A 20,727-nucleotide genomic window follows, 5' to 3' on the forward strand; every position below is an offset into this window, starting at 1 on the left:
CCATGCGCCCTGTTTTGGAATCGTTCCGATGTGTTATGGAAAGCGTCGGCCGGTTTCGCCCGCATGACGAAAGCCGCGCCTGTACCGATTATCGCTTGAGGCAATTGCCATGGAATCCCGGGTCGTGCGGCCTTTCCCCACTCCCCTGTCCCGCCAGGATGAGGCGCCTTCGCTCGGTCTGACGCGCCGCATGCGGCGCAACCGCAAGGCGGATTGGTCGCGCCGGCTGGTGCGGGAATCGGCGCTGACGACCGACGACCTGATCTGGCCGATCTTCCTGATGGATTCGAGCGAGGCCCGCTCGCCAGTGGAATGGATGCCCGGCGTCGACCGGCTCAATATCGACGAGGCCGTGCGGCAGGCGGCGGAAGCCGCCGCGCTCGGCATCCCCGCCATCGCGCCCTTCCCCTTCGTGGACAAGGCCCTGCGCGACCCGACTGGCTCGGAGGCGCTCAATACCGGCAACCTGATGTGCCGCGCCGTGCGCGCGATCAAGCGCGAGGTGCCGGGGATCGGCATCATCTGCGACGCTGCGCTCGACCCCTATACCTCGCATGGCCATGACGGCGTGATGGAGGGCGAGCGCGTCCTCAATGACGCCAGCGTCCAGATCCTCGTCGGGCAGGCCTTGGCGCTGGCCGATGCGGGGGCCGACGTCATCGCTCCCTCCGACATGATGGACGGGCGCATCGGTGCGATCCGGGCCGCGCTCGACGGCGACGGCCATGAGGACGTGCAGATCATGGCCTATGCGGCGAAATATGCTTCGGCCTTCTACGGCCCGTTCCGCGACGCGATCGGCACCAATGCCACGCTCGTCGGCGACAAGCGCACCTACCAGATGGATCCGGCCAATTCCGACGAGGCGATCGCGGAAGTGATGCTCGATCTCGAAGAGGGCGCCGACATGGTCATGATCAAGCCCGGCCTGCCCTATCTCGACGTGGTGGCGCGGGTGAAGGACCATTTCCGCGTGCCGACCTTCGCCTACCAGGTCTCCGGCGAGTACGCGATGATCATGGCCGCCGCGAACAATGGCTGGCTCGACGGCGACAAGGCGATGCTGGAGAGCCTGCTCGCCTTCAAGCGCGCCGGGGCCGACGGTGTGCTCACCTATTTCGCGCCGCGCGTGGCGAAGAAGCTGAAGGCCGGCGCGTAACGGGGCATCCCGCACGCGCTGCGGCACGACAGTGCTGCTGCGCAGATGCGGGACCGTGCTCCGCAAAAGCGCCTTCTCGTCATACGGTCCCGTGTCTGCGGCGCAACGCTGCGCGCTGCATCGCCCACGGGATGACAGCGCGCCCCGGCAAGCGCTACCGTCGCCCGGCATGCGCCCGCTCCTCCTGTCGATTCTGGCCGTCGTCACGCTCGCCCTCGCGGGCTGCGGCAGCGATTTCGATACCGACCAGATGCGGCTCTGCCGGCAGGCGATCCCCCCGCTCAATCCGCCGAACGCCCGTATCGAGATCGAACGGACCACCAACGGTCCGGTGCCGCGGGCGCTGCGGCTGTTCTACCGGGTCGAGCTCGGCGACGGCCTCTCGCGCCACCGGAGCATCGACTGCCTCTTCGCCGGCGAGGGCAGCGGGCCGAGCCGCGGCGCGCTTGTCGGCATCGCTTCCGATGGACGGCCGATGGCCGATGCGAGCTTCTACCTGCTGCGACGCTTCTATCTGGAGGATCGGGCCTCGCCGCCGCCGGACCCGGCCGAACCCGCTGCCGAGACGCTGCCGGCGATCCCGGCCGGCCTCGCCTACGGCCTGCAGCAAGGCCTGAGCGCCCTGCCCTCTGCCGCGATCTACGGCATGCTCGCGGCGGCCTATGCGCTTGTCTACGGCCTGACCGGGCGGATCATCCTGAGCTTCGGCGAATTCGCTGCGCTCGGCGCGCTCGCCTCCGTCGTCGGGGTCGCGCTATTGCTCTCGCTTGCGATCTCGACGCCCATCTCGGGCCTTGTCGTCGCCTTCACCGTCGCGATCGCTGTCTGCGCCCTGCACGGCTTTGCCATGGGCCGCTTCGTGCTGCGTCATCTCGAACGCGCCACCGGCCAGCAGATGCTGATCGCCACGATCGGGCTCGCCATCGCGATGTCCGAATATCTCCGGCTGGCGCAGGGGCCTGAACTGCGCTGGCTGCCGCCGGTGTTCAACACGCCGATCGCGCTGGCGCATGCCGGCGATTTCGTGGTCACGCTGAATCCGCTCGCGCTGGCACTTGCCGCCATCGGCCTTGGTGCCACGCTCGGCGTCGTCCTGCTGATCCGGCGTACGGCCTATGGCCGGGCCTGGCGGGCGGTATCGGACGATGCGAAGACCGCCGCGCTCTTCGGCGTCGATGCCCGCGCCGTCCATGACGTCGCCGTCATCATCGCCTGCGCGGCCTGCGGCATCGCCGGTGTCATCGTCACCGCGATCTATGGCGGCATGGGCTTCGCCGGCGGCTTCTCGCTCGGGCTGAAGGCGCTCGTCGCGGCAATCCTCGGCGGCATCGGCTCGGTCAGCGGGGCGGCGCTCGGCGGCCTCTGCATCGCCGCCTTCGAGGCGGTCTGGTCGGCGACTCTGCCGATCGAGCAGCGCGACCTTGCCGTCTATTGCCTGCTTGCCATCGTGCTGATCTGGCGCCCCGGCGGCTTTTTCGGCGATGGCGAATTGACGCCGCGACGGGTGTGAGGCCTGTTCTCCACCTGCGTCGACCGGAATCGAGACCCGAGCATGAGCGAGAGCTTCGCGATCACCCCTGAGGATATCGACGCAGCCGCCGGCCGGATCGCGGGGCATGTGCTGCGCACGCCGCTGGTGCCGGCGCCGCGCCTGTCGGAGCTCACCGGCGCGACCGTACTGGTGAAGCACGAGAACATGCAGGCGACCGCCTCCTTCAAGGAGCGCGGCGCGGTCAACAAGCTGCTTTCGCTGAGCGAGGCCGAGCGGGCGCGGGGCGTCATCGCGATGTCGGCCGGCAACCATGCCCAGGCCGTCGCCTACCACGCCAGACGCTTCGGCACGCCTGCGACGATCGTGATGCCGGAGACGACGCCGCTGGTGAAGGTCGAGAATACCCGCGCCCATGGTGCCCGCGTCGTGCTGCATGGCGAGACCCTCTACGAATGCGCCGACAAGGCTCACGAGCTCGCAGGCAGCGAGCAGCTCACCTTCGTCCACCCTTATGACGACGCGGCGGTGATGGCGGGGCAAGGGACGATCGCGCGCGAGATGCTCGCCGACGAGCCTGATCTCGACGTGCTGGTCATCCCGCTCGGCGGCGGCGGGTTGATGGCCGGCAACGCGATCGCAGCCAAGGCGATCAAGCCGGGCATCGAACTGATCGGCGTCGAAGCCGCGCTCTACCCGTCCTTCTTCAACGCCGTGCAGGCGCAGGACAAGCCGATCGGCGGGCCGACACTGGCCGAAGGCATCGCGGTCAAGACGGTCGGCCAGCTCGCCCTGCCGGTGATATCGAGCCTCGTCGGCGACATCGTCCTCGTCGGCGAGGACCTGATCGAGCGCGCCGTCAATGCCTATGCGAGCCTTCAGCACAGCCTGGCCGAGGGGGCGGGCGCGGCGGGCCTCGCCGCGATGCTCAAGGAACCGGAGCGCTATGCCGGCCGCAAGGTCGGACTCGTGCTCACCGGCGGCAATATCGACACGCGCCTGCTCGCAGCGATCATGGTGCGCGAGCTGGAGCGCGAGGACCGCATCGTCGCCTTCCGCCTGACCACCAGCGACCGGCCGGGCCTGCTCGGCCGGATTGCGAGCCTGCTCGGCGAGGAAGGCGCCAATATCCTCGAGGTCAGCCATGGCCGCCTCTTCCTCGACGTGCCCGCCAAGGGCGTCTCACTCGACGTCACGGTGGAGACGCGCGGGGCAGCGCATTCGCGCGCGATCGAGGATGCGCTCGCCAAAAACGGCTTCGCACCACGGCGGATTCTGCCGCGCGGTCTTGCGGAACCGGCCCGTTGATCAAACATTATCTCCCGGGCGCCAATTTCCCGCGCGCCGATGGAGGATCGAAATCCCGATGAGCGATACCCGTTATGGCCAGCCGCCGATCACGGCGCTGGAGCCGCGTCCCTACCAGAACGTCAGCGGCGTTCTTGGCTCGCGACTGTTCGCCTGGCTCGTCGACATCGTCGCGTTGTTCTTTCTGGGCTGGCTGGTCTTCTTCCTGCTGTTCGCGCTCGGCATCGTCACCTTCGGCGCGACCTGGCTGCTGATTCCGATCGCCACCGTCGCGACCGCGCTCGGCTATGCCGCGCTGACGATCGGCGGGCGCAAGCAGTCGACCTGGGGCATGCGCATCGCGGGCTTGCGGGTCGAGACCGCTTCCGGCGGACGCCCCGACGGGCTCGCCGCTGCCGTGCATGCGCTGCTGTTCTATGTCGCGGCCGGCACCTTCCTGCTCTGGCTCGTCGACGTCGCCTGCGGCTTCGCCCGCGCGGACCGGCGCATGGGCCACGACCTGCTGACCGGACTGGTCGTCGTGCGCTCCTGACCGGTTGAGCCAGATCAAAAAGCCGAGAACCGCTTCCCGATCGGCCGCGCCGCGCTTGTTGCCGGTGCGGCCGATGCTACATTGAAGGTGGAAGCTTCCGGGGAGCCAGCCGACGTGACGCGCCCATTGCGGGATGCCCCGCAATTCTACCTGACCTCGCCGACCGCGTGCCCCTATCTGCCGGGGCGCGAGGAGCGGAAGGTGTTTACGCACCTCGTCGGCTCGCAGGCGCGCGAGCTCAACGACGTGCTCTCGCAAGGCGGCTTCCGGCGCTCGCAGAGCATTGCCTACCGGCCGGCCTGCGAAATCTGCCGGGCTTGCGTCTCGGTCAGGGTCTGCGTCGACGATTTCCGCCTGTCGCGTAGTTTCCGCCGCGTGCTTGCACGCAACAGCGACCTGATCGGCGAGGCCCTGCCGCCGCGACCGCGCTCCGAGCACTATTCCCTGTTCCGCTCCTATCTCGACGAGCGCCATCCCGATGGCGGCATGGCAACGATGTCGGCGCTCGATTTCGCGATGATGGTCGAGGACAGCCATGTCGAGACCAGCCTGATCGAATACCGCCGCCGCGGGCCCGATTCCGGCTTCACCGGACGCGGCGAAGGCGATCTCTTCGCGATGGCCCTGACCGATACGCTCAGCGACGGGCTCTCGATGGTTTATTCGGTCTATGACCCCGGTCTGGAGCTGCGCTCGCTCGGCACCTTCATGGTGCTCGACCATATCGCCCGGGCGCGCCGGCTCGGCCTGCCCTACGTCTATCTCGGCTACTGGGTCGAGGGCTCGCCCAAGATGGCCTACAAATCGCGCTTCCTGCCGCAGGAGCGCCTGATGCCGCAGGGCTGGGAGCGCGTCGAGCGCCACGATTCAACCGATTGAAACGCATTCGCGACGCGCGGAAAACGCGCTTGCCGCGCCTCGCTCCTCCCGACACTCTATCTCTAGCGGCCCGGCAGCAGATCCGCGCGACAGGGGCCGAACCGGAGGAATGATGAGCCAGGAACTGACCGACAGGCTGGAACGCTGCTATACCGGCATCATCCACGACACGATGCGGGCGATGGGCCTGAAGGACTTCGTCCTGCCGCCGGAACTGCGCCCGCTCCTGCCCGGCCAGAAGCTCGCTGGCCCCGCCTTCACGGTCGAGGGCAAGACCGGCGAGTTCGATGCGCATGAGACGCTACTGGGCTGGACCGGCCTGCTCTCGGCCGCCAAGCCCGGCCATGTCTGGGTCTGCCAGCCGAACACCAACGAGATCGCGCTGATGGGCGAGCTCTCGGCCGAGACGCTGAAGAACAAGGGCGTGCGCGGCTGCGTCATCGACGGGCTCTCGCGCGATACCGAATTCATGGTCGAGATGGGCTTCCAGGCCTATTTCAAGGCCTATACGCCGCGCGACATCGTCGGCGCCTGGCTGCCCAAGGCGGTCGACGAGCCGATCAAGATCGGCGAGGTCTGGATTCGGCCGGGCGACTACATCCTCGCCGACCGCGACGGCGTCGTCCGCATTCCCGTCGAGATCATCGAGGAGGTGCTGGACAAGTCGGAGACGGCGATCTCGGCCGAGAACAAGGTCCGCACTGCGATCCTCGCCGGCACCGATCCGCAGAAGGCCTATCTGCAATACGGCAAGTTCTGACGCGATCCCTCCTTCGAAGGGCGGCTCACCATGACCCACGATCCGCGCCTCATCCTGCTCGATCCGCGCGACAATGTCCTCGTCGCGCGGGTTCGGCTGAAAGCCGGCGAGAGCGTCGAGACCGGCGCCGGCCCGGCCGCGCTCGACCGCGACATCGCGCTTGCCCATAAAATCGCCCGCCGTGCCATCGCCGTCGGCGAGAAGATCCTGAAATACGGCGCGCCGATCGGCGTCGCGACCGAGGCGATCGCGCCGGCCGCGCATGTCCACGTCCACAACATGCGCAGCGACTACACGCCGACTTATCATCTCGAAGACGAACGCAAGGCGGGAGCCTCGGCATGAGCACGATGCGCGGCTATCTCCGGTCCGACGGGCGCAAGGGCATCCGCAACACCGTCGCGGTCGCCTATCTCGTCGAATGCGCCCACCATGTCGCCCGCGAGATCACCCTGCCCTGGCGCGAGGAAGGCGTCCACGCCATCGGCTTTCCCGGCTGTTACCCGAACCCTTATGCCGAGCGGATGATGGAGCAGCTCTGCACCCATCCGAATGTCGGCGCCGTGCTGCTCGTCTCGCTCGGCTGCGAGAGCTTCAACAAATACGCACTGGAGCGGGCCGTGCGCGCCAGCGGGCGGCCGGTGAAGACCATCATCATCCAGGGCACCGGCGGCACCCGCGCCTCGATCCGCGAAGGCCGCGCCTGGGTCGAGGAACAACGCGCCCTGCTCGACGCGCAGGAGACGGTGCCGATGGCGGTCTCCGAGCTCGTGGTCGGCACGGTCTGCGGCGGCTCGGACGGCACCTCCGGCATCACCGGCAATCCGGCCGCCGGACGCGCCTTCGACCAGCTCATCGCGGAAGGCGCCGCCTGCATCTTCGAGGAAACCGGCGAGCTGATCGGCTGCGAGCACATCATGGCGGCACGCGCGATCACGCCCGAACTCGGCGCCGAGCTGGAGAAATCCGTGGCCAAGGCGGCGCGCTATTACGCGACGCTGGGATACGGCTCCTTCGCCGCCGGCAATGCCGAGGGCGGGCTCTCGACCATCGAGGAGAAATCGATGGGCGCCTATGCCAAGTCCGGGGCTTCGCCGATCTCCGGCCTGATCAAGCCCGGCGACGTGCCGCCGCATGGCGGGCTCTATCTGCTCGATGTCGTGCCGGATGGCGAGGTCCGCTTCGGCTTCCCCAATATCAATGACAATGCCGAGATCGCCGAACTGATCGCCTGCGGGGCGCATTGCGTACTGTTCGTGACGGGGCGCGGCTCGGTCGTCGGCTCGGCGATCTCGCCGGTGGTAAAAATCTGCGCCAATCCCGAGACCTATCGCCGGATGTCCGAGGACATGGATGTCGATGCCGGGCGCATCCTCGAAGGCCGCGCCGGGCTCGACGAGGTAGGCACCGAGATCCGCGATCTCGTCGTCTCGCTCGGCCAGGGCGGCCGGACCAAATCGGAAGAACTGGGCCATCAGGAGTTCATCCTGACCTACAAGAGCTTCGAGCCGCTCGGCCCGGCCTGCCTGCCGGCTTAAGTCGAAGGCGCGTCACAGCGCCCGCTTCCGCCACTCGCGCGGATTGGGTAAGCGTCGTTCTATGACGGGAGCGACGGGACGGATGAACTGGCGGAGGAGCGCGATCGCGCTCGTCGCCGTCTATGTCCTCGTGCTGCAGACGACGCTGGTCGCGCTTGCGGCCGGCTTGTCGGCGCAGCCTTCGCCCGGCCTCCTGCATCCGCTCTGCGCGCCCGGCCAGACGGCCCCGTTCGACCCGGCTTCCGATAGCGGCGGCGCGAAGCTGCCGGATTGCTGCGCGACGCTGTGCCTGTCAGCGGCAATCGCCTTGCCGCCGCCATCTCCGGCCGCTGTCTTCGTGGCGCGCCGGCCCGCCGTCGCATTCGCCCGCCACCTGCCGTCCGAGCAAGTCTCGGCGCCGCCTGCGCCGGGCTATCCGCTCGGTGCCCGCGCTCCCCCTCTCCCGGTCTGAAGCCCTCCCCCTTCAGCTCAGACCAGGATTTATCCATGACAATCGTCTCAACGGCGACGGCCGCGCCCGAACGCGCGGGCCGACCAGTCGCATCCGTCTATCGCGCCGTCTGGCGCTGGCATTTCTATGCCGGCCTGATCACCCTCCCCTTCCTCATCCTGCTGGCCGTGACTGGCGGGCTCTACCTGTTCAAGGCCGAGATCGACGGCCTGATCCATCGCGACGTCAAACAGATCGAGGCCCGCATGACGGGCGAGCGGCCGCCCAGCGAAATCGTGACGCAAGCGGTGAAGGCCTTCCCCGGCCAGGCCGTGAAATATACCCCGCCGGAAAGCGCGACCGCCTCCGCCGAGGTCACCATCCGCGACGCGGGCGGGACGCGGATGGTCGTCTATGTCGATCCCTACGATGCCCGCGTTCTCGGCCAGATTCCGGAAAAGGGCACGGTGATGTGGGTGATCCGGCAGATCCACAGCCTCGCCTATTTCGGGCCGGTCGCGAACGGGGCGATCGAGATCGCCGGCGGCTGGGCGATCCTGCTCGTGCTGACCGGCCTCTATCTGTGGTGGCCGCGCAAGCAGAGCGGCGGCGTGGTCACGGTCAGGGGCAAGCCGCGCCAGCGCGTGTTCTGGCGCGATCTCCATGCCGTGACCGGGCTCGTCGCGGGCGGCTTCATCCTGTTCCTGGCGATCACCGGCATGCCCTGGTCGGTACTGTGGGGCAACAAGGTCAACCAATGGGCCAACGGCCATAATTTCGGCTATCCGGCCGGTGTCCGCGTTGCCCTGCCGATGTCGGACGAGCATCTCGCCCATGTCGCACCGACCACATGGTCGCTGGAGCAGGCCAAACTGCCGGTATCGCAGGTTGCAGGGGGCGAACCGATCGGCCTCGACGCCGCCGTCGCGGCCTTCGACCGCCTGGGCCTGACCCGCGGCTATGCCGTCAATCTCCCGGGCGGTCCGGGCGGCGTCTATACCGGCTCGGTCTACCCGAAGGACATGGCGCTCCAGCGCGTCATCCATCTCGACCAGTATAGCGGCAAGCCTCTGATCGACATGAGCTATGCCGATTACGGCCCACTCGGCAAAGCGCTGGAATGGGGCATCAACGTGCATATGGGCCAGGAATTCGGGCTGGCGAACCAGCTCGTGTTGCTGGCTGCCTGCCTGGCTATCGTCCTGCTCTGCGTCTCCGCGCTGGTGATGTGGTGGAAGCGGCGCCCGCAAGGGTCGCTCGGCGTGCCGCCGCTGCCAGCGGAGAAGGCGACGCTGCGGGGGGTCGTCGCACTGCTCGCCATCGGTGGGCTCGTCTTTCCGCTGGTGGGGCTGTCGCTCATCGTCATGGTCGCGGTCGACGGTATCTTGGTAAGAAAAATGCAATCTATAGGTGTATAAATGAAGGTGCCTGCCTCTCCGAGCGGCAGGCCTCCACGGTCTGAACAACGGGGCACCATCGCCCCGTTGTTCAGATAAAGAGCGTTGTCGCCTTAAGAGTAAATCAAGCCGGACCTGCGCAGAGTGCTGCCACTGCTTTGCCGTGGGAGCCATCATGCTGCGTAACCTGACCCGGATGCCGGCGGACATGTCGTCGGATTCGCGCCGGCAGCTTCTCCATGCCGTCACGGACCTGTTCCTGCTCGACCACGACCCCAACGAGGCCGCGAAGGAGCATTACGGGGAGATCGCGACGGGCTCGCTCGGCCATCTCGGCGACGAGGATCGCAAGGGCTATGCCGACCGCGTCGCCACCATGCCGACCCTGCCGCATAACGTCGCCGTCACGCTCGGCGGCGACAGCAATGCCGAGGTCGCGCGGCTGGTGCTGTCGCTTTCCCCGGTCCTGACCGATACCGACCTCGCCGCTATCGCGGTTACCCAGTCGCAGCAACACCTCGTCGCCATCGCCGAGCGTGCGCGCCTGTCCGAGGGCGTCACCGACATCCTGGTCGAGCGCGGCGACCAGAAGGTGCTGCACACCGTCAGCGCCAACGAAGGCGCGGCCTTTTCCGATCGCGGCTTCGACCGGCTGCTCGAACGCGGCGAGGGCGACGCCGCCATTACCGACGCGCTCGCCCGCCGTTCCGATCTCGCGCCGAACCGGGCCCAGCGCGTATTGCGGATCGTCGAGCAATTCTCTGACGGCGGCGGCGCGGCGCCTGCCTCGGACGCGAATGTCTCGCTCGCCCGGCAGGCCCGCCAGCAACGCCTCGAGGTCAAGCTCCTGCTCTCCGACCTCGCCGCCAAGGTGCGCGAAGTCGACGACGTGCTCACCATGCTGGCGGACGAGGATCGCGCCTATCACCTCTCGCAGGTGCTCGCGGAAATCGGCGGCATCTCGATCGAACAGGCGCTGCGCGTGCTGATGCAGCGGGATTCCAGCGGCATCGCCGTCGCCTGCCGCTCGCTCGGCATCGGCGCTACCGCGTTCCGCGCCATCCTGCAATTGCGGGCACGGCGGCTCTATTTCTCCTCCCGCGACGTCGACGACGATGTCGACGCCTATGACAAGCTCGACCTCGCGACAGCGGAACGCACCCTGCGCTTCCTCAAGCTCAGGACCAAGATCGCCTGAGCCGCGGTCGGGCCCGGCCACAAAACCGCGACATTCGCCCCGCTCCATGCTAGCTTCCAACGGGGCACGCTGTCGCGAGGACGCTTTCGACGTGAGATTTCCGCTTCTTTCCGCCGCGACGCTCGCCGCCTTGCTGGGAGCGGGCGCATCGGCTGAGGCGCAGGCGCTCCTGCCTCTCTCCGGCTTCGCGCCGCTGCCCTCCTTCGCCTGGGACCAGCCCAGCCTCTCGCCGAAATGGGAGGGGTCCTATGCCCGAATCTCCTCGGGCTTCCAGGTCACCAGCGGCAAGCACATGCGCACCAGCGCCGGGCCGACGATCGGGCTTGAGGCCGGGACGATGCGGCGGGAAGGCAATTTCGTCTATGGCATCGCCGGCGCGATCGACTACATGCCGGCCATGGGCGGCTACGGCTATCCGAGCTTCGGCAATGCCGCCTATACGCGCGACCTCGCCGGCGCCTTCAAGGTCAAGGCCGGCGTCCTGGTGACGCCTGACGTCATGCTCTACACCACGGTCGGCATGAGCGCGGCCAACGAGACCTGGCGCTTCGGCCCCACCAATTTCTCCTCGCCCTTCAGCCGCAGCAGCATCGCCGTGCGGCCCGAGGCGCGCGCCGGCGTGCTCTGGGCCGTCACCGACAAGATCACGATGGGTCTCGAAGTCGGCGTCGTCGGCGAGGCGATCCGCTGAGGATTTGATTCAGGCGGTTACGGGATTGATTCCGCTTTCCCGCATAAGCTTTTGATCTGGTGTCGTTCTCAGGCTTGACCCGAGAATCTCGTGCCGGGAGTGCGCTGGTTTCCGAGATGCTCGGGTCAAGCCCGAGCATGACGCGGGCGCCTCTCCCTCATCCCCCGAACGTATTGCTCTTCGGGAAGCCCTTGGGCGGCAGGCGGCCGGCTTCGGCGCGGTGGCCAAGCCATTCCAGCAGGTCGGCCTGCGTCACCGTCCAGGTCCGGCCGGAAGTGTCGAGCCAAGTCAGCCCCTCGGCAAGGTTGAAGGTCTTCGCGTCGGAGAGGCCGCCATCCTTGTAGCGCTGCAGGCGCACGCCCTTGCCGCGGCCCATCTCCGCGACTTCCGAGATCGGGAAGCAGAGCAGTTTGCGGTTCTCGCCGATGATCGCGACATGGTCGCCATCGGCCGGCACCGCCAGCACCGCGACCGTCTTGCCATCGACATTGAGCACCTGCCGCCCTTTACGGGTATTGGCGACGACATCGTCGGCCGGCGCGACGAAGCCCCTGCCCTCGCTCGTGACCATCAGCAGCTTCGAGCCCGGCTTGTACGGGAAGGCAGAGACGATCTCGGCCGTCTCCTCCAGTTCGATCATCAGGCGGATCGGATCGCCGAAGCCGCGCCCGCCGGGGAGCTTGGAGGCATCCAGCGTGAAGACCTTGCCGTTCGAGGCCAGCACCAGCACCTTCGCCGTGGTCTCGGTGAAGAAGGCCGTCTGGAGCGCGTCGTCGCCCTTGAAGGAGAAGCTGGAGCGGTCCTGGACATGGCCCTTCAGCGCCCTGATCCAGCCCTTCTTCGAGATCACGACCGTGATCGGCTCGCGTTCGACCATGGCCTGGGTCAGGTCGATATCGGTGGTGTCCGGCATGTCCGCGAAATCGGTGCGGCGCTTGCCGATCGCCGTTTCCGGGCCGAAAGTCTTCTTCACCTGCCGGATATCCCAGGCGATCGTCTTCCACTGCGTCGCCTCGGAGGCGAGCAGGCCTTCGACCTGCTCCTTCTCCTTGGTCAATTCGTCGAGCTCCGTCTTGAGCTGCATCTCCTCGAGCTTGCGCAAGGCGCGCAGCCGCGTATCGAGGATCGCGTTGGCCTGCACTTCCGTGAGCTCGAAATACCGCATCAGCTCGATCTTCGGCTCGTCCTCCTCGCGGATGATTTTGATCACCCGGTCGAGGTCGAGATAGACGATCAGCAGGCCGCGCAGGATTTCGAGGCGCTTGTCGATCTGGCCGAGCCGGAAGCGTGAGCGCCGCTGCAGCACCTCGCGGCGATGGTCGAGCCAGGCACGCAGCGCCTCGGCAAGGCCGAGCACGCGCGGCACCAGCCCACCGGTCAGCACGTTCATGTTCATCGAAATACGCGCTTCGAGCTCGGAGAGCCGGAACAGCGATTCCATCATCAGGTTGGGATCGACATTGCGGGCGCGCGGCTCGATGACGATGCGGATGTCTTCGGCGGACTCGTCGCGCAGGTCGGCGACCAGCGGCAGCTTCTTGTCGTTGAGCAGTTCGGCGATCTTCTCGATCAGCCGGCCCTTCGAGACCATGTAGGGGATCTCGGTGACGACGACCTGCCAGGCACCACGGTCGAGATCCTCCTTCACCCAGCGGGCGCGGGTGCGGAAGGCGCCGCGGCCCGTGCGGTAGGTCTCCGCCATCGAGGCGCGGGTCTCGACGATGATACCGCCGGTCGGGAAATCCGGGCCGGGGACGAAGGTCATGAGCTGTTCGGAAGAGGTTTCCGGATGCTGGATCAGGTAGAGCGCGGCGTCGCAGAGCTCGGCCGCGTTGTGCGGCGGGATCGACGTCGCCATGCCGACCGCGATGCCCTGCGAGCCGTTGGCGAGCAGATTCGGGAAGGCGGCCGGCAGCACGACCGGCTCCTCATCCTCGCCATTATAGGTCTCGCGGAAATCGACCGCGTCCTCGTCGATGCCCTCGAGGAGCAGGCGCGCGACCTCGGTCATGCGCGCTTCGGTGTAGCGGTAAGCGGCGGCGTTATCGCCGTCGATATTGCCGAAATTGCCCTGCCCGTCGACGAGCGGATAGCGCTGGGCGAAATCCTGGGCGAGACGCACCAGCGCGTCGTAGACCGACTGGTCGCCATGCGGATGGAACTTGCCGATGACGTCGCCGACGATGCGGGCGCATTTCTTGTGGACCTGGCCGGGGTCGAGCCGGAGCAGCCGCATCGCATGCAGGATGCGACGGTGGACCGGCTTCAGGCCGTCGCGCGCATCCGGCAGGGCGCGGTGCATGATGGTGGAGAGCGCATAGGCGAGATAGCGCTCTTCGAGCGCCGATTTCAGATCGATGCGCTCGGCTTCATCTTCCGGCGGCGGATCGACCGGTTTGCCCATGCTGCGTCAGCCCTCGTCTCGTCGTATTTCGCGCGGTCTCTATGGCACAGCGCGAGTCGCCCCGCCAGAACAATGCAGGTACGAAGCGGCCCGCGCAAACGCGGAAGCCGCTATTTCGCGCTTAGTCGGTGGATGATTCGGCCGAGGGCGAATTCGCCGCAGCGCGCGTCGCCAATTCGACCAGCCGCGCCCGCTCCGGAGGCTCGCGCAGGCCGCGCGGATCCAGGATGTGGCGGCGCAGGAAGAAGCCGGTCAGGGCGAAGCCCGCGAGGATATCGGCCGGCGAAGGGCGGCGCCCGCCCTGCCCCTCGACGAGGAACGCCGGCAGCTTCAACAGGCGATCGAGATAGGGTTGCGCTGCCCGCCGGCTGACGGCCTTGCCGGATTTCGGCGAGACATGGCTGAGATCGTCAGGCGAGCCAGTGACGGCGCAGCGCGCCAGATCGAGCCCGAAGCCGAGTTCGGTGAGCATCGCCAGTTCGAAGCGGATGACCAGGGCCGGTGCCATCTCCGCCTCGTCGAGATGAGCGACGAGAACGGAGAGCCCTTCATGGAGGCCGGGATGCGGATCGCGCTCCGGCAGGAGGCGCAGCAGGCCGGCGATCGTGCCGAGGCCGTAGAGCGCGACCGGCGCGGCGATCAGGCGGGCAGCGTGAGAGGTCAGGAGCTCGACCCTGTATTCGCCGAGATGCTCGTCGAGCCGGGCGCGCCAGGTCAGCGAGACATGGTTGCCTGGCTGGAGCGAGGCTTGCGCCTTGGCCGAGCGCCCGCCCCTGACCAGGCCGAGATGGCGGCCGTGCCCGCGCGTCATCGCCTCCAGGATCACGGCGCTCTCGCCATGAGCCTTGAGGCCGATGATCGTGCCCTCGTCGGTCCATTCCATGAGGACAGGATTTAGGGCAGGAGCGCTTCGGAGGGAACCGCGGGCGCAGCGCCTTCAGGCTACGTATTGCGCGATGCCGCCGCCGAAGGACCAGTCCTCGCGCTTGACCTCGACGAGGTTGATGAAGACGTCGTCGGGCCTGAGGCCCGGTTCGCGGGCGAGGTTCGCGGCGATAGCCGCATAGAGCTTCTTCTTCTGCGTCACGCCGCGGGTATTGGCGACGGTGAGCTGAATGATCACCAAGCTCTCGCTGCGGTTGAAGCCGAAATAGTTGGCGTCGAAGACGAACTCGTCGGCGTCGTGCTGGTGGATGATGGCGAAGAGGTCCTTCTCGGGAACCTCGAAGGTCTCGCGCAGCGCCTTGTAGACGCCGTCGACGATGGCGGCGGGCTCGGAGGCCGGGCGGCCACGGCGCATGGAAATCCGGATCAGGGGCATGGCTCGTTTCCTTGTCGAGACGCGACAGCGCCTTTCGAAGGCAACCCTAGGCCAGCTCCCATGATCTGAAAACCACATCTATCTCTATATCAATGATATGGTATCATGATGTATGACTTCACTGGATATCGACGCCGTCGCCTCCTTCCTGCGCGCGGCCGAATTGAAAAGCTTCACCCGCGCCGCTGAGGCGCTCGGCACGACGCAGTCGCTGATCAGCACGCGCGTGAAACGGCTGGAAGACGGGCTCGGCCGTTTGCTGCTGCAGCGTCATCCCCGGCTCGTCCGCCTGACGGCCGAGGGCGAGCGCTTCCTGCCTGCCGCGCGCGACTTGCTGGCGGCGCATGGCAAGGCGCTCTCGGCCTTCACGGTGGCGCCGGAGCATATTGCGGTCGGCATCAGCGAACAGGCTGTTGGTGCCGAGGTTCCGGCGGTGCTGGCGCGCCTGGCCGCCCATGATCCCGGCATCGTGATCAATCTCAGGATCGAGCCGTCACGGGCTCTGGAGGAGGCGTTCGAGCGGGGCGAACTCGATGTCGTGGTCGTCCGCCGGCTTGGGCCGGGCCGCACCGGAGAGGTCCTGCGCGATGATGCCGTCGGCTGGTTCGCGGCACCCGATCTCGTAAGGCAAGCCGACGCGCCGGTGCCGCTCGTCAGTCTCGTCGCCGAATGCCGCCTGCGCCGGCACAGCATGGATACGCTCGATCGCGCCGGCATCGCCTGGCGCGAGGCCTTCGTCGGCGGCGGCATGGCGGCGGTCGCGGCGGCCGTTCAGGTCGGGCTCGGCGTCTCGCCGCTGGCCGCGCGGATCGCGCCGGTGGGCAGCGTGGATGTCGGGCCCGCATGGGGCCTGCCGTCGCTCGGCGGGTCGCAGGTCGTGCTCAGAAGCAATGTCGCGACGCCACGCGCGAGCGCCTTCGTGCGCGAGCTGGCGGCGGCGTTCCGGGGATAAACCCGTCATGCTCGGGTCAAGCCCGAGCATGACGGCTGGACTTTGGCCCTACCCGACCACGCGCTCGACGCGGCTGATCACACGCTTCTCGCGCAACTCGCTGATGATCGCCGAGAGGTGCTTCAGGTCCCAGACCGTGAGGTCGATGGTGACGTCGGTGAAGTCCGGGTTCGGCCGGTTCATCGAAACGGAGTCGATGTTGCCGTCATGCTCCGCGATCGTCGTGGTGATCTGGGCGAGCGAGCCGGGCTCGTTGATCGACTTCAGGGCGATGCGGGCCGGAAAGCGCTGCGGCGCCTTGTCGTCCAGGTCCCAGCGGACATCGAGCCAGCGATCGGGCTCGTTGTCGAAGGCGGCGAGCGCCGGCGACTGGATCGGATAGATCGTCACCCCCTCGCCCGGCGTCAGGATGCCGACGATGCGATCGCCCGGCACGGCCCCGCCCTGCGGCGCGAAGCGCACCGGCAGGTCGCCGCCGAGACCGCGAATCGGGATGGCAGTGTCCGGCTCCTCGCCCGGCAGTTTGAACTTGAGGTTCTCGCCCTTGCGCAATTCGAACCAGCCCTTGCCATCGGCAGCGGCGCCCGGCTTGCCCTCAGTCGAGACACGCTTCTCCGGTTCGAGATCCGGGTAGACCGCCTTGACCACGTCGCCCGAATACATCTCGCCGCGCCCGACTGCTGCCAGCACGTCGTCCACGGTGTTGCGGGCGAGGCGCTTCAGCGCCGCCTTGAGCTTGTCGTCCGAGAAGGCGCGCTCGGCGCGCGAGAAGGCGCGTTCGAGAATCTGGCGGCCGAGGCCGGCATATTGGCGGCGGACCGCGGTGCGGGTGGCACGGCGGATGGCGGCACGGGCCTTGCCGGTGACGACGAGCGATTCCCAGGCGGCCGGAGGGGCCTGCCCGTCGGCGCGGGTGATCTCGACCTCGTCGCCGTTCTGCAACTCGGTCAGCAGCGGGGCGATGCGGCCATTGATCTTGGCGCCGACGGCGCCGTTGCCGACATCGGTATGGACAGCATAGGCGAAGTCGATCGGCGTCGCGCCGCGCGGCAGAGCGATGAGCCGCCCCTTCGGCGTGAAGCAGAAGACCTGGTCGTGGAAGAGCTCGAGCTTGGTGTGTTCGAGGAACTCTTCCGGGCTGTCGCCCTCGGCCAGCAGGTCGACGGTGCGGCGCAGCCATTGATAGGCCCGGCTCTCGTCAGCCAGGCTGATCGGCTCGCCGGCCCGGCCATCCTTGTAGTGGGCATGCGCGGCGATGCCGTATTCGGCGATGCGGTCCATGTTGTCGGTGCGGATCTGCAATTCGACGCGGCTATGGCCGGGGCCGACGACGGTCGTATGGATCGAGCGGTAGTCGTTCTGCTTGGGCGTCGAGATGTAGTCCTTGTAGCGGCCCGGCACCATCGGCCAGGTCATGTGGACGATGCCGAGCACGCGGTAGCAATCCTCCGGCTTCGCGACGATGACGCGGAAGCCGAAGATGTCGGAGAGCTGCTCGAAGGAGACGGATTTCCGCTCCATCTTCTTCCAGATCGAATAGGGCCGCTTGCGGCGCCCGAAGACCTCGGCCCGGATGCCGCTGGCGGCGAGCTTGCCCTTCAGGTCCTCCTCGATCTCGCCGATGACCTTGCCCTCCCGCACGGTCACCTCCTCCAGCCGCTTGGTCACGGTGGCATGGGCCTCGGGCTTGATGTGGCGGAAGGAGAGTTCCTCCAGCTCCTCGCGCAGTTCCTGCATGCCCATCCGCCCGGCGAGCGGGGCGTAGATCTCGATCGTCTCCTCGGCGATGCGCAGGCGCTTCTCGGGCGGGACGAAATGCAGGGTCCGCATGTTGTGCAGGCGGTCGGCGAGCTTGACCAGCAGGACGCGGATATCGTCGACGATGGCGAGCAGCAGCTTGCGGAAATTCTCGCCCTGCGCCGCCTTCTTCGAGACGAGGTCGAGCTTCTTGATCTTGGTGAGGCCGTCGACCAGCCGGCGGATATCCGGCCCGAACATGGTCTCGATCTCTTCCAGCGTCGCGGCCGTATCCTCGACCGTATCGTGCAGGACGGCGGCGACGATGGTGGCGTCATCGAGCTTGAGATCGGTCAGGATCGCCGCGACTTCGAGGGGATGCGCGAAGAACGGATCGCCGGAGGCGCGCTTCTGCGTGCCATGCGCGCGCATGGCATAGACATAGGCCCGGTTGAGCAGGTCCTCGTCGGTATTCGGATTGTAGCTCCTGACCCGGTCAACGAGCTCGTATTGCCGCATCATGCCCATGCGGGCCCCAGCCTCATCCTGCGATCATTGCAACACATTATTATTTGCACAGGCATTGGCGGCAGCAAGGCGTTTTCCGGAAGGGGGCCATGAAAAAAGCCCGGCACTGCCGGGCTTTAGCGGGAACCGGTGAACAATCGATTCACATTCGATCAGCGCACCGGATTTCCTGACCGAGGATCAGTCCTCGTCGTCGGCGCTCTCGGTCGGCGGCACGAGGCCGTCGAGGCCACGCAGAAGGTCTTCTTCGCTCATCCGGTCGAACTGGACTTCGCTGTCGGGCGTCGCAGCGCTGGTCGGGCTGGCGAGCAGCGGAACGGTCTCCAGCTCCGGCTCATCGACCTCGACATGCTTCTGCAGCGAGTGGATCAGGTCTTCCTTCAGATCCTCGGGCTTGAGCTTCTCGTCGGCGATCTCGCGCAGTGCAACGACGGGATTCTTGTCGTTGTCGCGGGTGACGAGGATCGACGAGCCCGACTGGATCATCCGCGCGCGATGGCTGGCGAGCAGCACCAGCTCGAAGCGGTTCTCGACCTTGTCGATGCAGTCTTCAACGGTAACGCGAGCCATGGCCGGCTTCTTCCGATCTCAGCGATGCAGGGAATGGATTGAGCACGGCCTTACAGGCAAAGCCACAGCGATGCAAGAATTTCACTCGCCGCCGGCACCGTGTCAGGAGCCCATGCGGCGCACCATGTCGTCCAGCGTCGGTTCGAACCGGCTCGTGACCTCGCCGCCGCGCGCGCCCATCGCCGGCAGCTCGTGCGGCTTGAGCTCGGCGAAGCGCATCCGCATCGTGGTGGCGACGCCCTCGCCGAAGGCGATCGCCTCGCGATTGCCGATCGAGGACAGGAAATTGATCGTGCTGGCGGAGGCGTCGGAGATCGCCGAGCGGATGATCTGCTGGTCGCGCTCGTTGGCCAGCCGCATCGCGAAGATGGTCGAGCATTGCGACAGGATGGTCGGGTCGAGCTCGCCGGGGCGCTGCGTCACGATACCGAGATAGGCGCCGTATTTGCGGCCTTCCTTGGCGATGCGGGCAAGGGCCTGGCGCGTCGGGGAGAAGCCGAGCGAAGGGTCCGAGGGGACATAGCGATGCGCCTCCTCGCACAGCACCAGGATCTCGCAGGCGCCCTGACTGGCGGTGGCGAGATCGAAGGCCAGGCGCGACAGCACCGAGGCCACTGCATTGACGACCTCGCCCGGCAAGCCGCCGAGCTGGAACGCCGTGATCGGCCGGCCATGCATCGGGATGCGGAAGATCTGGGCCAGGATCGGCGCGACGGTCTCGTACATGTTCGCCCGCCCGAACATGAAGCGGTAGCGCGGATCGGCATGCAGCGATTCCAGCCGCACCTTGAGCGAACGCAGGGCCGCGCGGGGCCAGCGCTGCTCGTGCAGGCCGATCAGCTCGTCGATGACCGTGAAGACGTCCTTCAGCCGATAGGGGGTGACCGCATCGACAGGCCCGACCTGCGGTGTATCGACCGACTGGCGCGCGATGCCGAGATCCAGCGGACGCTTCAACAGGCTCGAGCCGAGATCGCGCGCCCTATCCTGCGCATTGGGCATGCGGTAACGCGCCCGCGCGGCCGAGACGACCTCGCGCAAGATGTCCGGCTCGTCGTCGAGGGCGGCGCGCGCCCGAAACACGACATCGGCCAGCTCATCCTGCTTGAACATCCAGAATGGCAGATCGAGGCTTTCGCCGTCGATGGTCAGGGCGAGGTCGGGAAAGGCGCTGGAATATTCGTTGTGCGGATCGAGGATCAGCACGCGCAGGCGCGGCCGCACCGAGACGGCACGGCGCAGCAGCAGCGCAACCGCGCTCGACTTGCCGACGCCGGTCGTCCCGACCAGGGCGAAATGGCGCGAGAGCATGTCCTGGACGCTGACGGTCGCAGGGATGCTCGCGTCCTGCGTGACATGGCCGATCTCGACGCCGGCGCGGTCGCCGAGGTCGTGCACGAGCGCCAGATCGCCGGAGCGGATGCGATGGGCGATCGCGCCGATGGGCGGAAAGTTGCTGATGCCGCTCTGGAAACGCAGCCGGCCCTCGGCGCTTTCCAAGACCTCGCCAAGAAACTCCACCTCGACCCGGATCGGGTTCTCCTCCGCCTCGTTCCAGGCGTCGTCGACGGCCTGCAGCTTGTAGACCAGCGCGACGATGCGGCTCGAACCCAGGTTGATCGACACCATACGGCCGATGGCCCAGGCATCGGTCGCCAGCCAGTTGCCGGTCGAGACCGCGCTGAGGATCGTGGCACGCGAGCCGTCGCAAGCGATGACGCGGCCGAGCGCCCGATCCGGCGGCTGATGGCCATCGCGCCTGTCCGGCTGAACATCCGTGTGGAAAGTCGCGTTCTTCAGTGGGAGTTGCATCGGCCCGATTGAATTCTGCAAT

At 67.1% G+C, this 20,727-nt stretch carries 19 protein-coding genes; 13 read left to right on the forward strand and 6 right to left on the reverse strand.

The annotated features are described in order from the left end of the window. The first annotated feature begins 109 nt into the window (after positions 1–109). The 12 genes from hemB (at position 110) to ASE61_RS01845 (ending at position 11,381) form a co-directional block, all read left to right on the forward strand. Positions 110–1,159 carry a porphobilinogen synthase gene (hemB, locus tag ASE61_RS01790; RefSeq protein ID WP_061964060.1) on the forward strand — a complete coding sequence of 350 codons (1,050 nt, stop codon included), beginning with the start codon at positions 110–112 and terminating at the stop codon, positions 1,157–1,159. A 169-nt stretch (positions 1,160–1,328) separates the two neighbouring features. Continuing rightward, positions 1,329–2,669, forward strand: coding sequence for a branched-chain amino acid ABC transporter permease (locus tag ASE61_RS01795; RefSeq protein ID WP_061964062.1), 1,341 nt, complete (start codon positions 1,329–1,331; stop codon positions 2,667–2,669). A gap of 42 nt (positions 2,670–2,711) precedes the next feature. Continuing rightward, positions 2,712–3,956 (forward strand): threonine ammonia-lyase, encoded by a 1,245-nt coding sequence (locus tag ASE61_RS01800; protein WP_061964063.1) that lies wholly within the window; start codon positions 2,712–2,714, stop codon positions 3,954–3,956. 58 nt (positions 3,957–4,014) lie between these two features. Next, the gene (locus ASE61_RS01805) at positions 4,015–4,488 is read left to right on the forward strand and encodes an RDD family protein (RefSeq protein ID WP_061964065.1); all 474 of its coding nucleotides are present in this window, start codon (positions 4,015–4,017) and stop codon (positions 4,486–4,488) included. Between the two features lie 114 nt (positions 4,489–4,602). Next, complete coding sequence (locus ASE61_RS01810) at positions 4,603–5,367, forward strand: arginyltransferase (RefSeq protein WP_061964068.1); 765 nt, start codon at positions 4,603–4,605, stop codon at positions 5,365–5,367. 112 nt (positions 5,368–5,479) lie between these two features. Continuing rightward, positions 5,480–6,127 (forward strand): RraA family protein, encoded by a 648-nt coding sequence (locus ASE61_RS01815; RefSeq protein ID WP_061965481.1) that lies wholly within the window; start codon positions 5,480–5,482, stop codon positions 6,125–6,127. 30 nt (positions 6,128–6,157) lie between these two features. Continuing rightward, entirely contained in the window at positions 6,158–6,472 is a 315-nt protein-coding gene (locus tag ASE61_RS01820) for a UxaA family hydrolase (RefSeq protein ID WP_061964070.1), read from the forward strand. Further along, the gene (locus ASE61_RS01825; protein WP_061964072.1) at positions 6,469–7,665 is read left to right on the forward strand and encodes a UxaA family hydrolase; all 1,197 of its coding nucleotides are present in this window, start codon (positions 6,469–6,471) and stop codon (positions 7,663–7,665) included. The genes ASE61_RS01820 and ASE61_RS01825 overlap by 4 nt, the downstream gene beginning before the upstream one ends. 82 nt (positions 7,666–7,747) lie before the next feature. Continuing rightward, complete coding sequence (locus ASE61_RS01830) at positions 7,748–8,116, forward strand: hypothetical protein (RefSeq protein WP_061964080.1); 369 nt, start codon at positions 7,748–7,750, stop codon at positions 8,114–8,116. 35 nt (positions 8,117–8,151) lie between these two features. Next, positions 8,152–9,513, forward strand: a complete 1,362-nt coding sequence (locus ASE61_RS01835) for a PepSY-associated TM helix domain-containing protein (RefSeq protein ID WP_061964082.1) — start codon at positions 8,152–8,154, stop codon at positions 9,511–9,513. A 154-nt stretch (positions 9,514–9,667) separates the two neighbouring features. After that, complete coding sequence (locus tag ASE61_RS01840) at positions 9,668–10,690, forward strand: DUF2336 domain-containing protein (RefSeq protein WP_061964084.1); 1,023 nt, start codon at positions 9,668–9,670, stop codon at positions 10,688–10,690. Positions 10,691–10,781: 91 nt separating this feature from the next. Further along, positions 10,782–11,381, forward strand: coding sequence for an outer membrane protein (locus ASE61_RS01845; protein ID WP_061964086.1), 600 nt, complete (start codon positions 10,782–10,784; stop codon positions 11,379–11,381). Between the two features lie 157 nt (positions 11,382–11,538). On the opposite strand, the gene parC is transcribed toward ASE61_RS01845, so the two are convergent. The 3 genes from parC to ASE61_RS01860 form a co-directional block, all read right to left on the reverse strand. Continuing rightward, the gene (parC, locus tag ASE61_RS01850) at positions 11,539–13,785 is read right to left on the reverse strand and encodes a DNA topoisomerase IV subunit A (protein ID WP_061964088.1); all 2,247 of its coding nucleotides are present in this window, start codon (positions 13,783–13,785) and stop codon (positions 11,539–11,541) included. Positions 13,786–13,906: 121 nt separating this feature from the next. Continuing rightward, positions 13,907–14,668, reverse strand: coding sequence for a DNA repair protein RecO (gene recO / locus ASE61_RS01855; RefSeq protein ID WP_061964090.1), 762 nt, complete (start codon positions 14,666–14,668; stop codon positions 13,907–13,909). Positions 14,669–14,722: 54 nt separating this feature from the next. Continuing rightward, a complete protein-coding gene (locus ASE61_RS01860) occupies positions 14,723–15,106 on the reverse strand; it encodes a tautomerase family protein (RefSeq protein ID WP_061964092.1) in 384 nt (127 codons plus the stop codon). A 112-nt stretch (positions 15,107–15,218) separates the two neighbouring features. On the opposite strand from ASE61_RS01860, the gene ASE61_RS01865 reads away from it, so the two are divergent. Then, positions 15,219–16,058: a LysR family transcriptional regulator gene (locus tag ASE61_RS01865; protein ID WP_061964094.1), complete on the forward strand. Its 840-nt coding sequence runs from the start codon at positions 15,219–15,221 to the stop codon at positions 16,056–16,058. 48 nt (positions 16,059–16,106) lie between these two features. Here the strand turns inward: ASE61_RS01865 and ASE61_RS01870 are convergent, their stop codons facing one another. From ASE61_RS01870 to ASE61_RS01880, 3 genes are all read right to left on the reverse strand, one after another. Beyond that, positions 16,107–18,317, reverse strand: coding sequence for a RelA/SpoT family protein (locus ASE61_RS01870; RefSeq protein WP_061965483.1), 2,211 nt, complete (start codon positions 18,315–18,317; stop codon positions 16,107–16,109). Between the two features lie 186 nt (positions 18,318–18,503). Continuing rightward, entirely contained in the window at positions 18,504–18,893 is a 390-nt protein-coding gene (gene rpoZ, locus ASE61_RS01875) for a DNA-directed RNA polymerase subunit omega (protein WP_061964096.1), read from the reverse strand. 102 nt (positions 18,894–18,995) lie between these two features. Next, complete coding sequence (locus tag ASE61_RS01880) at positions 18,996–20,705, reverse strand: ATP-binding protein (RefSeq protein ID WP_061964098.1); 1,710 nt, start codon at positions 20,703–20,705, stop codon at positions 18,996–18,998. Positions 20,706–20,727 lie beyond the last annotated feature (22 nt).

Origin of the sequence: Allobosea sp. Root670 (genome assembly GCF_001429415.1) — a bacterium.
Taxonomy (GTDB): Bacteria; Pseudomonadota; Alphaproteobacteria; order Rhizobiales; family Beijerinckiaceae; genus Allobosea; species Allobosea robiniae.

What these genes read in the sequence shown, in the direction of transcription:
- recO (WP_061964090.1), bottom strand. Translation starts at nt 14,668, where the DNA reads ATGGAATGGACCGACGAGGGCACGATCATCGGCCTCAAGGCTCATGGC.
- ASE61_RS01870 (WP_061965483.1), bottom strand. Translation starts at nt 18,317, where the DNA reads ATGATGCGGCAATACGAGCTCGTTGACCGGGTCAGGAGCTACAATCCG.
- ASE61_RS01805 (WP_061964065.1), top strand. Translation starts at nt 4,015, where the DNA reads ATGAGCGATACCCGTTATGGCCAGCCGCCGATCACGGCGCTGGAGCCG.
- ASE61_RS01820 (WP_061964070.1), top strand. Translation starts at nt 6,158, where the DNA reads ATGACCCACGATCCGCGCCTCATCCTGCTCGATCCGCGCGACAATGTC.
- ASE61_RS01825 (WP_061964072.1), top strand. Translation starts at nt 6,469, where the DNA reads ATGAGCACGATGCGCGGCTATCTCCGGTCCGACGGGCGCAAGGGCATC.
- ASE61_RS01835 (WP_061964082.1), top strand. Translation starts at nt 8,152, where the DNA reads ATGACAATCGTCTCAACGGCGACGGCCGCGCCCGAACGCGCGGGCCGA.
- ASE61_RS01800 (WP_061964063.1), top strand. Translation starts at nt 2,712, where the DNA reads ATGAGCGAGAGCTTCGCGATCACCCCTGAGGATATCGACGCAGCCGCC.
- ASE61_RS01880 (WP_061964098.1), bottom strand. Translation starts at nt 20,705, where the DNA reads ATGCAACTCCCACTGAAGAACGCGACTTTCCACACGGATGTTCAGCCG.
- ASE61_RS01795 (WP_061964062.1), top strand. Translation starts at nt 1,329, where the DNA reads ATGCGCCCGCTCCTCCTGTCGATTCTGGCCGTCGTCACGCTCGCCCTC.
- rpoZ (WP_061964096.1), bottom strand. Translation starts at nt 18,893, where the DNA reads ATGGCTCGCGTTACCGTTGAAGACTGCATCGACAAGGTCGAGAACCGC.
- ASE61_RS01830 (WP_061964080.1), top strand. Translation starts at nt 7,748, where the DNA reads ATGAACTGGCGGAGGAGCGCGATCGCGCTCGTCGCCGTCTATGTCCTC.
- ASE61_RS01860 (WP_061964092.1), bottom strand. Translation starts at nt 15,106, where the DNA reads ATGCCCCTGATCCGGATTTCCATGCGCCGTGGCCGCCCGGCCTCCGAG.
- ASE61_RS01840 (WP_061964084.1), top strand. Translation starts at nt 9,668, where the DNA reads ATGCTGCGTAACCTGACCCGGATGCCGGCGGACATGTCGTCGGATTCG.
- parC (WP_061964088.1), bottom strand. Translation starts at nt 13,785, where the DNA reads ATGGGCAAACCGGTCGATCCGCCGCCGGAAGATGAAGCCGAGCGCATC.
- hemB (WP_061964060.1), top strand. Translation starts at nt 110, where the DNA reads ATGGAATCCCGGGTCGTGCGGCCTTTCCCCACTCCCCTGTCCCGCCAG.
- ASE61_RS01865 (WP_061964094.1), top strand. Translation starts at nt 15,219, where the DNA reads ATGACTTCACTGGATATCGACGCCGTCGCCTCCTTCCTGCGCGCGGCC.
- ASE61_RS01815 (WP_061965481.1), top strand. Translation starts at nt 5,480, where the DNA reads ATGAGCCAGGAACTGACCGACAGGCTGGAACGCTGCTATACCGGCATC.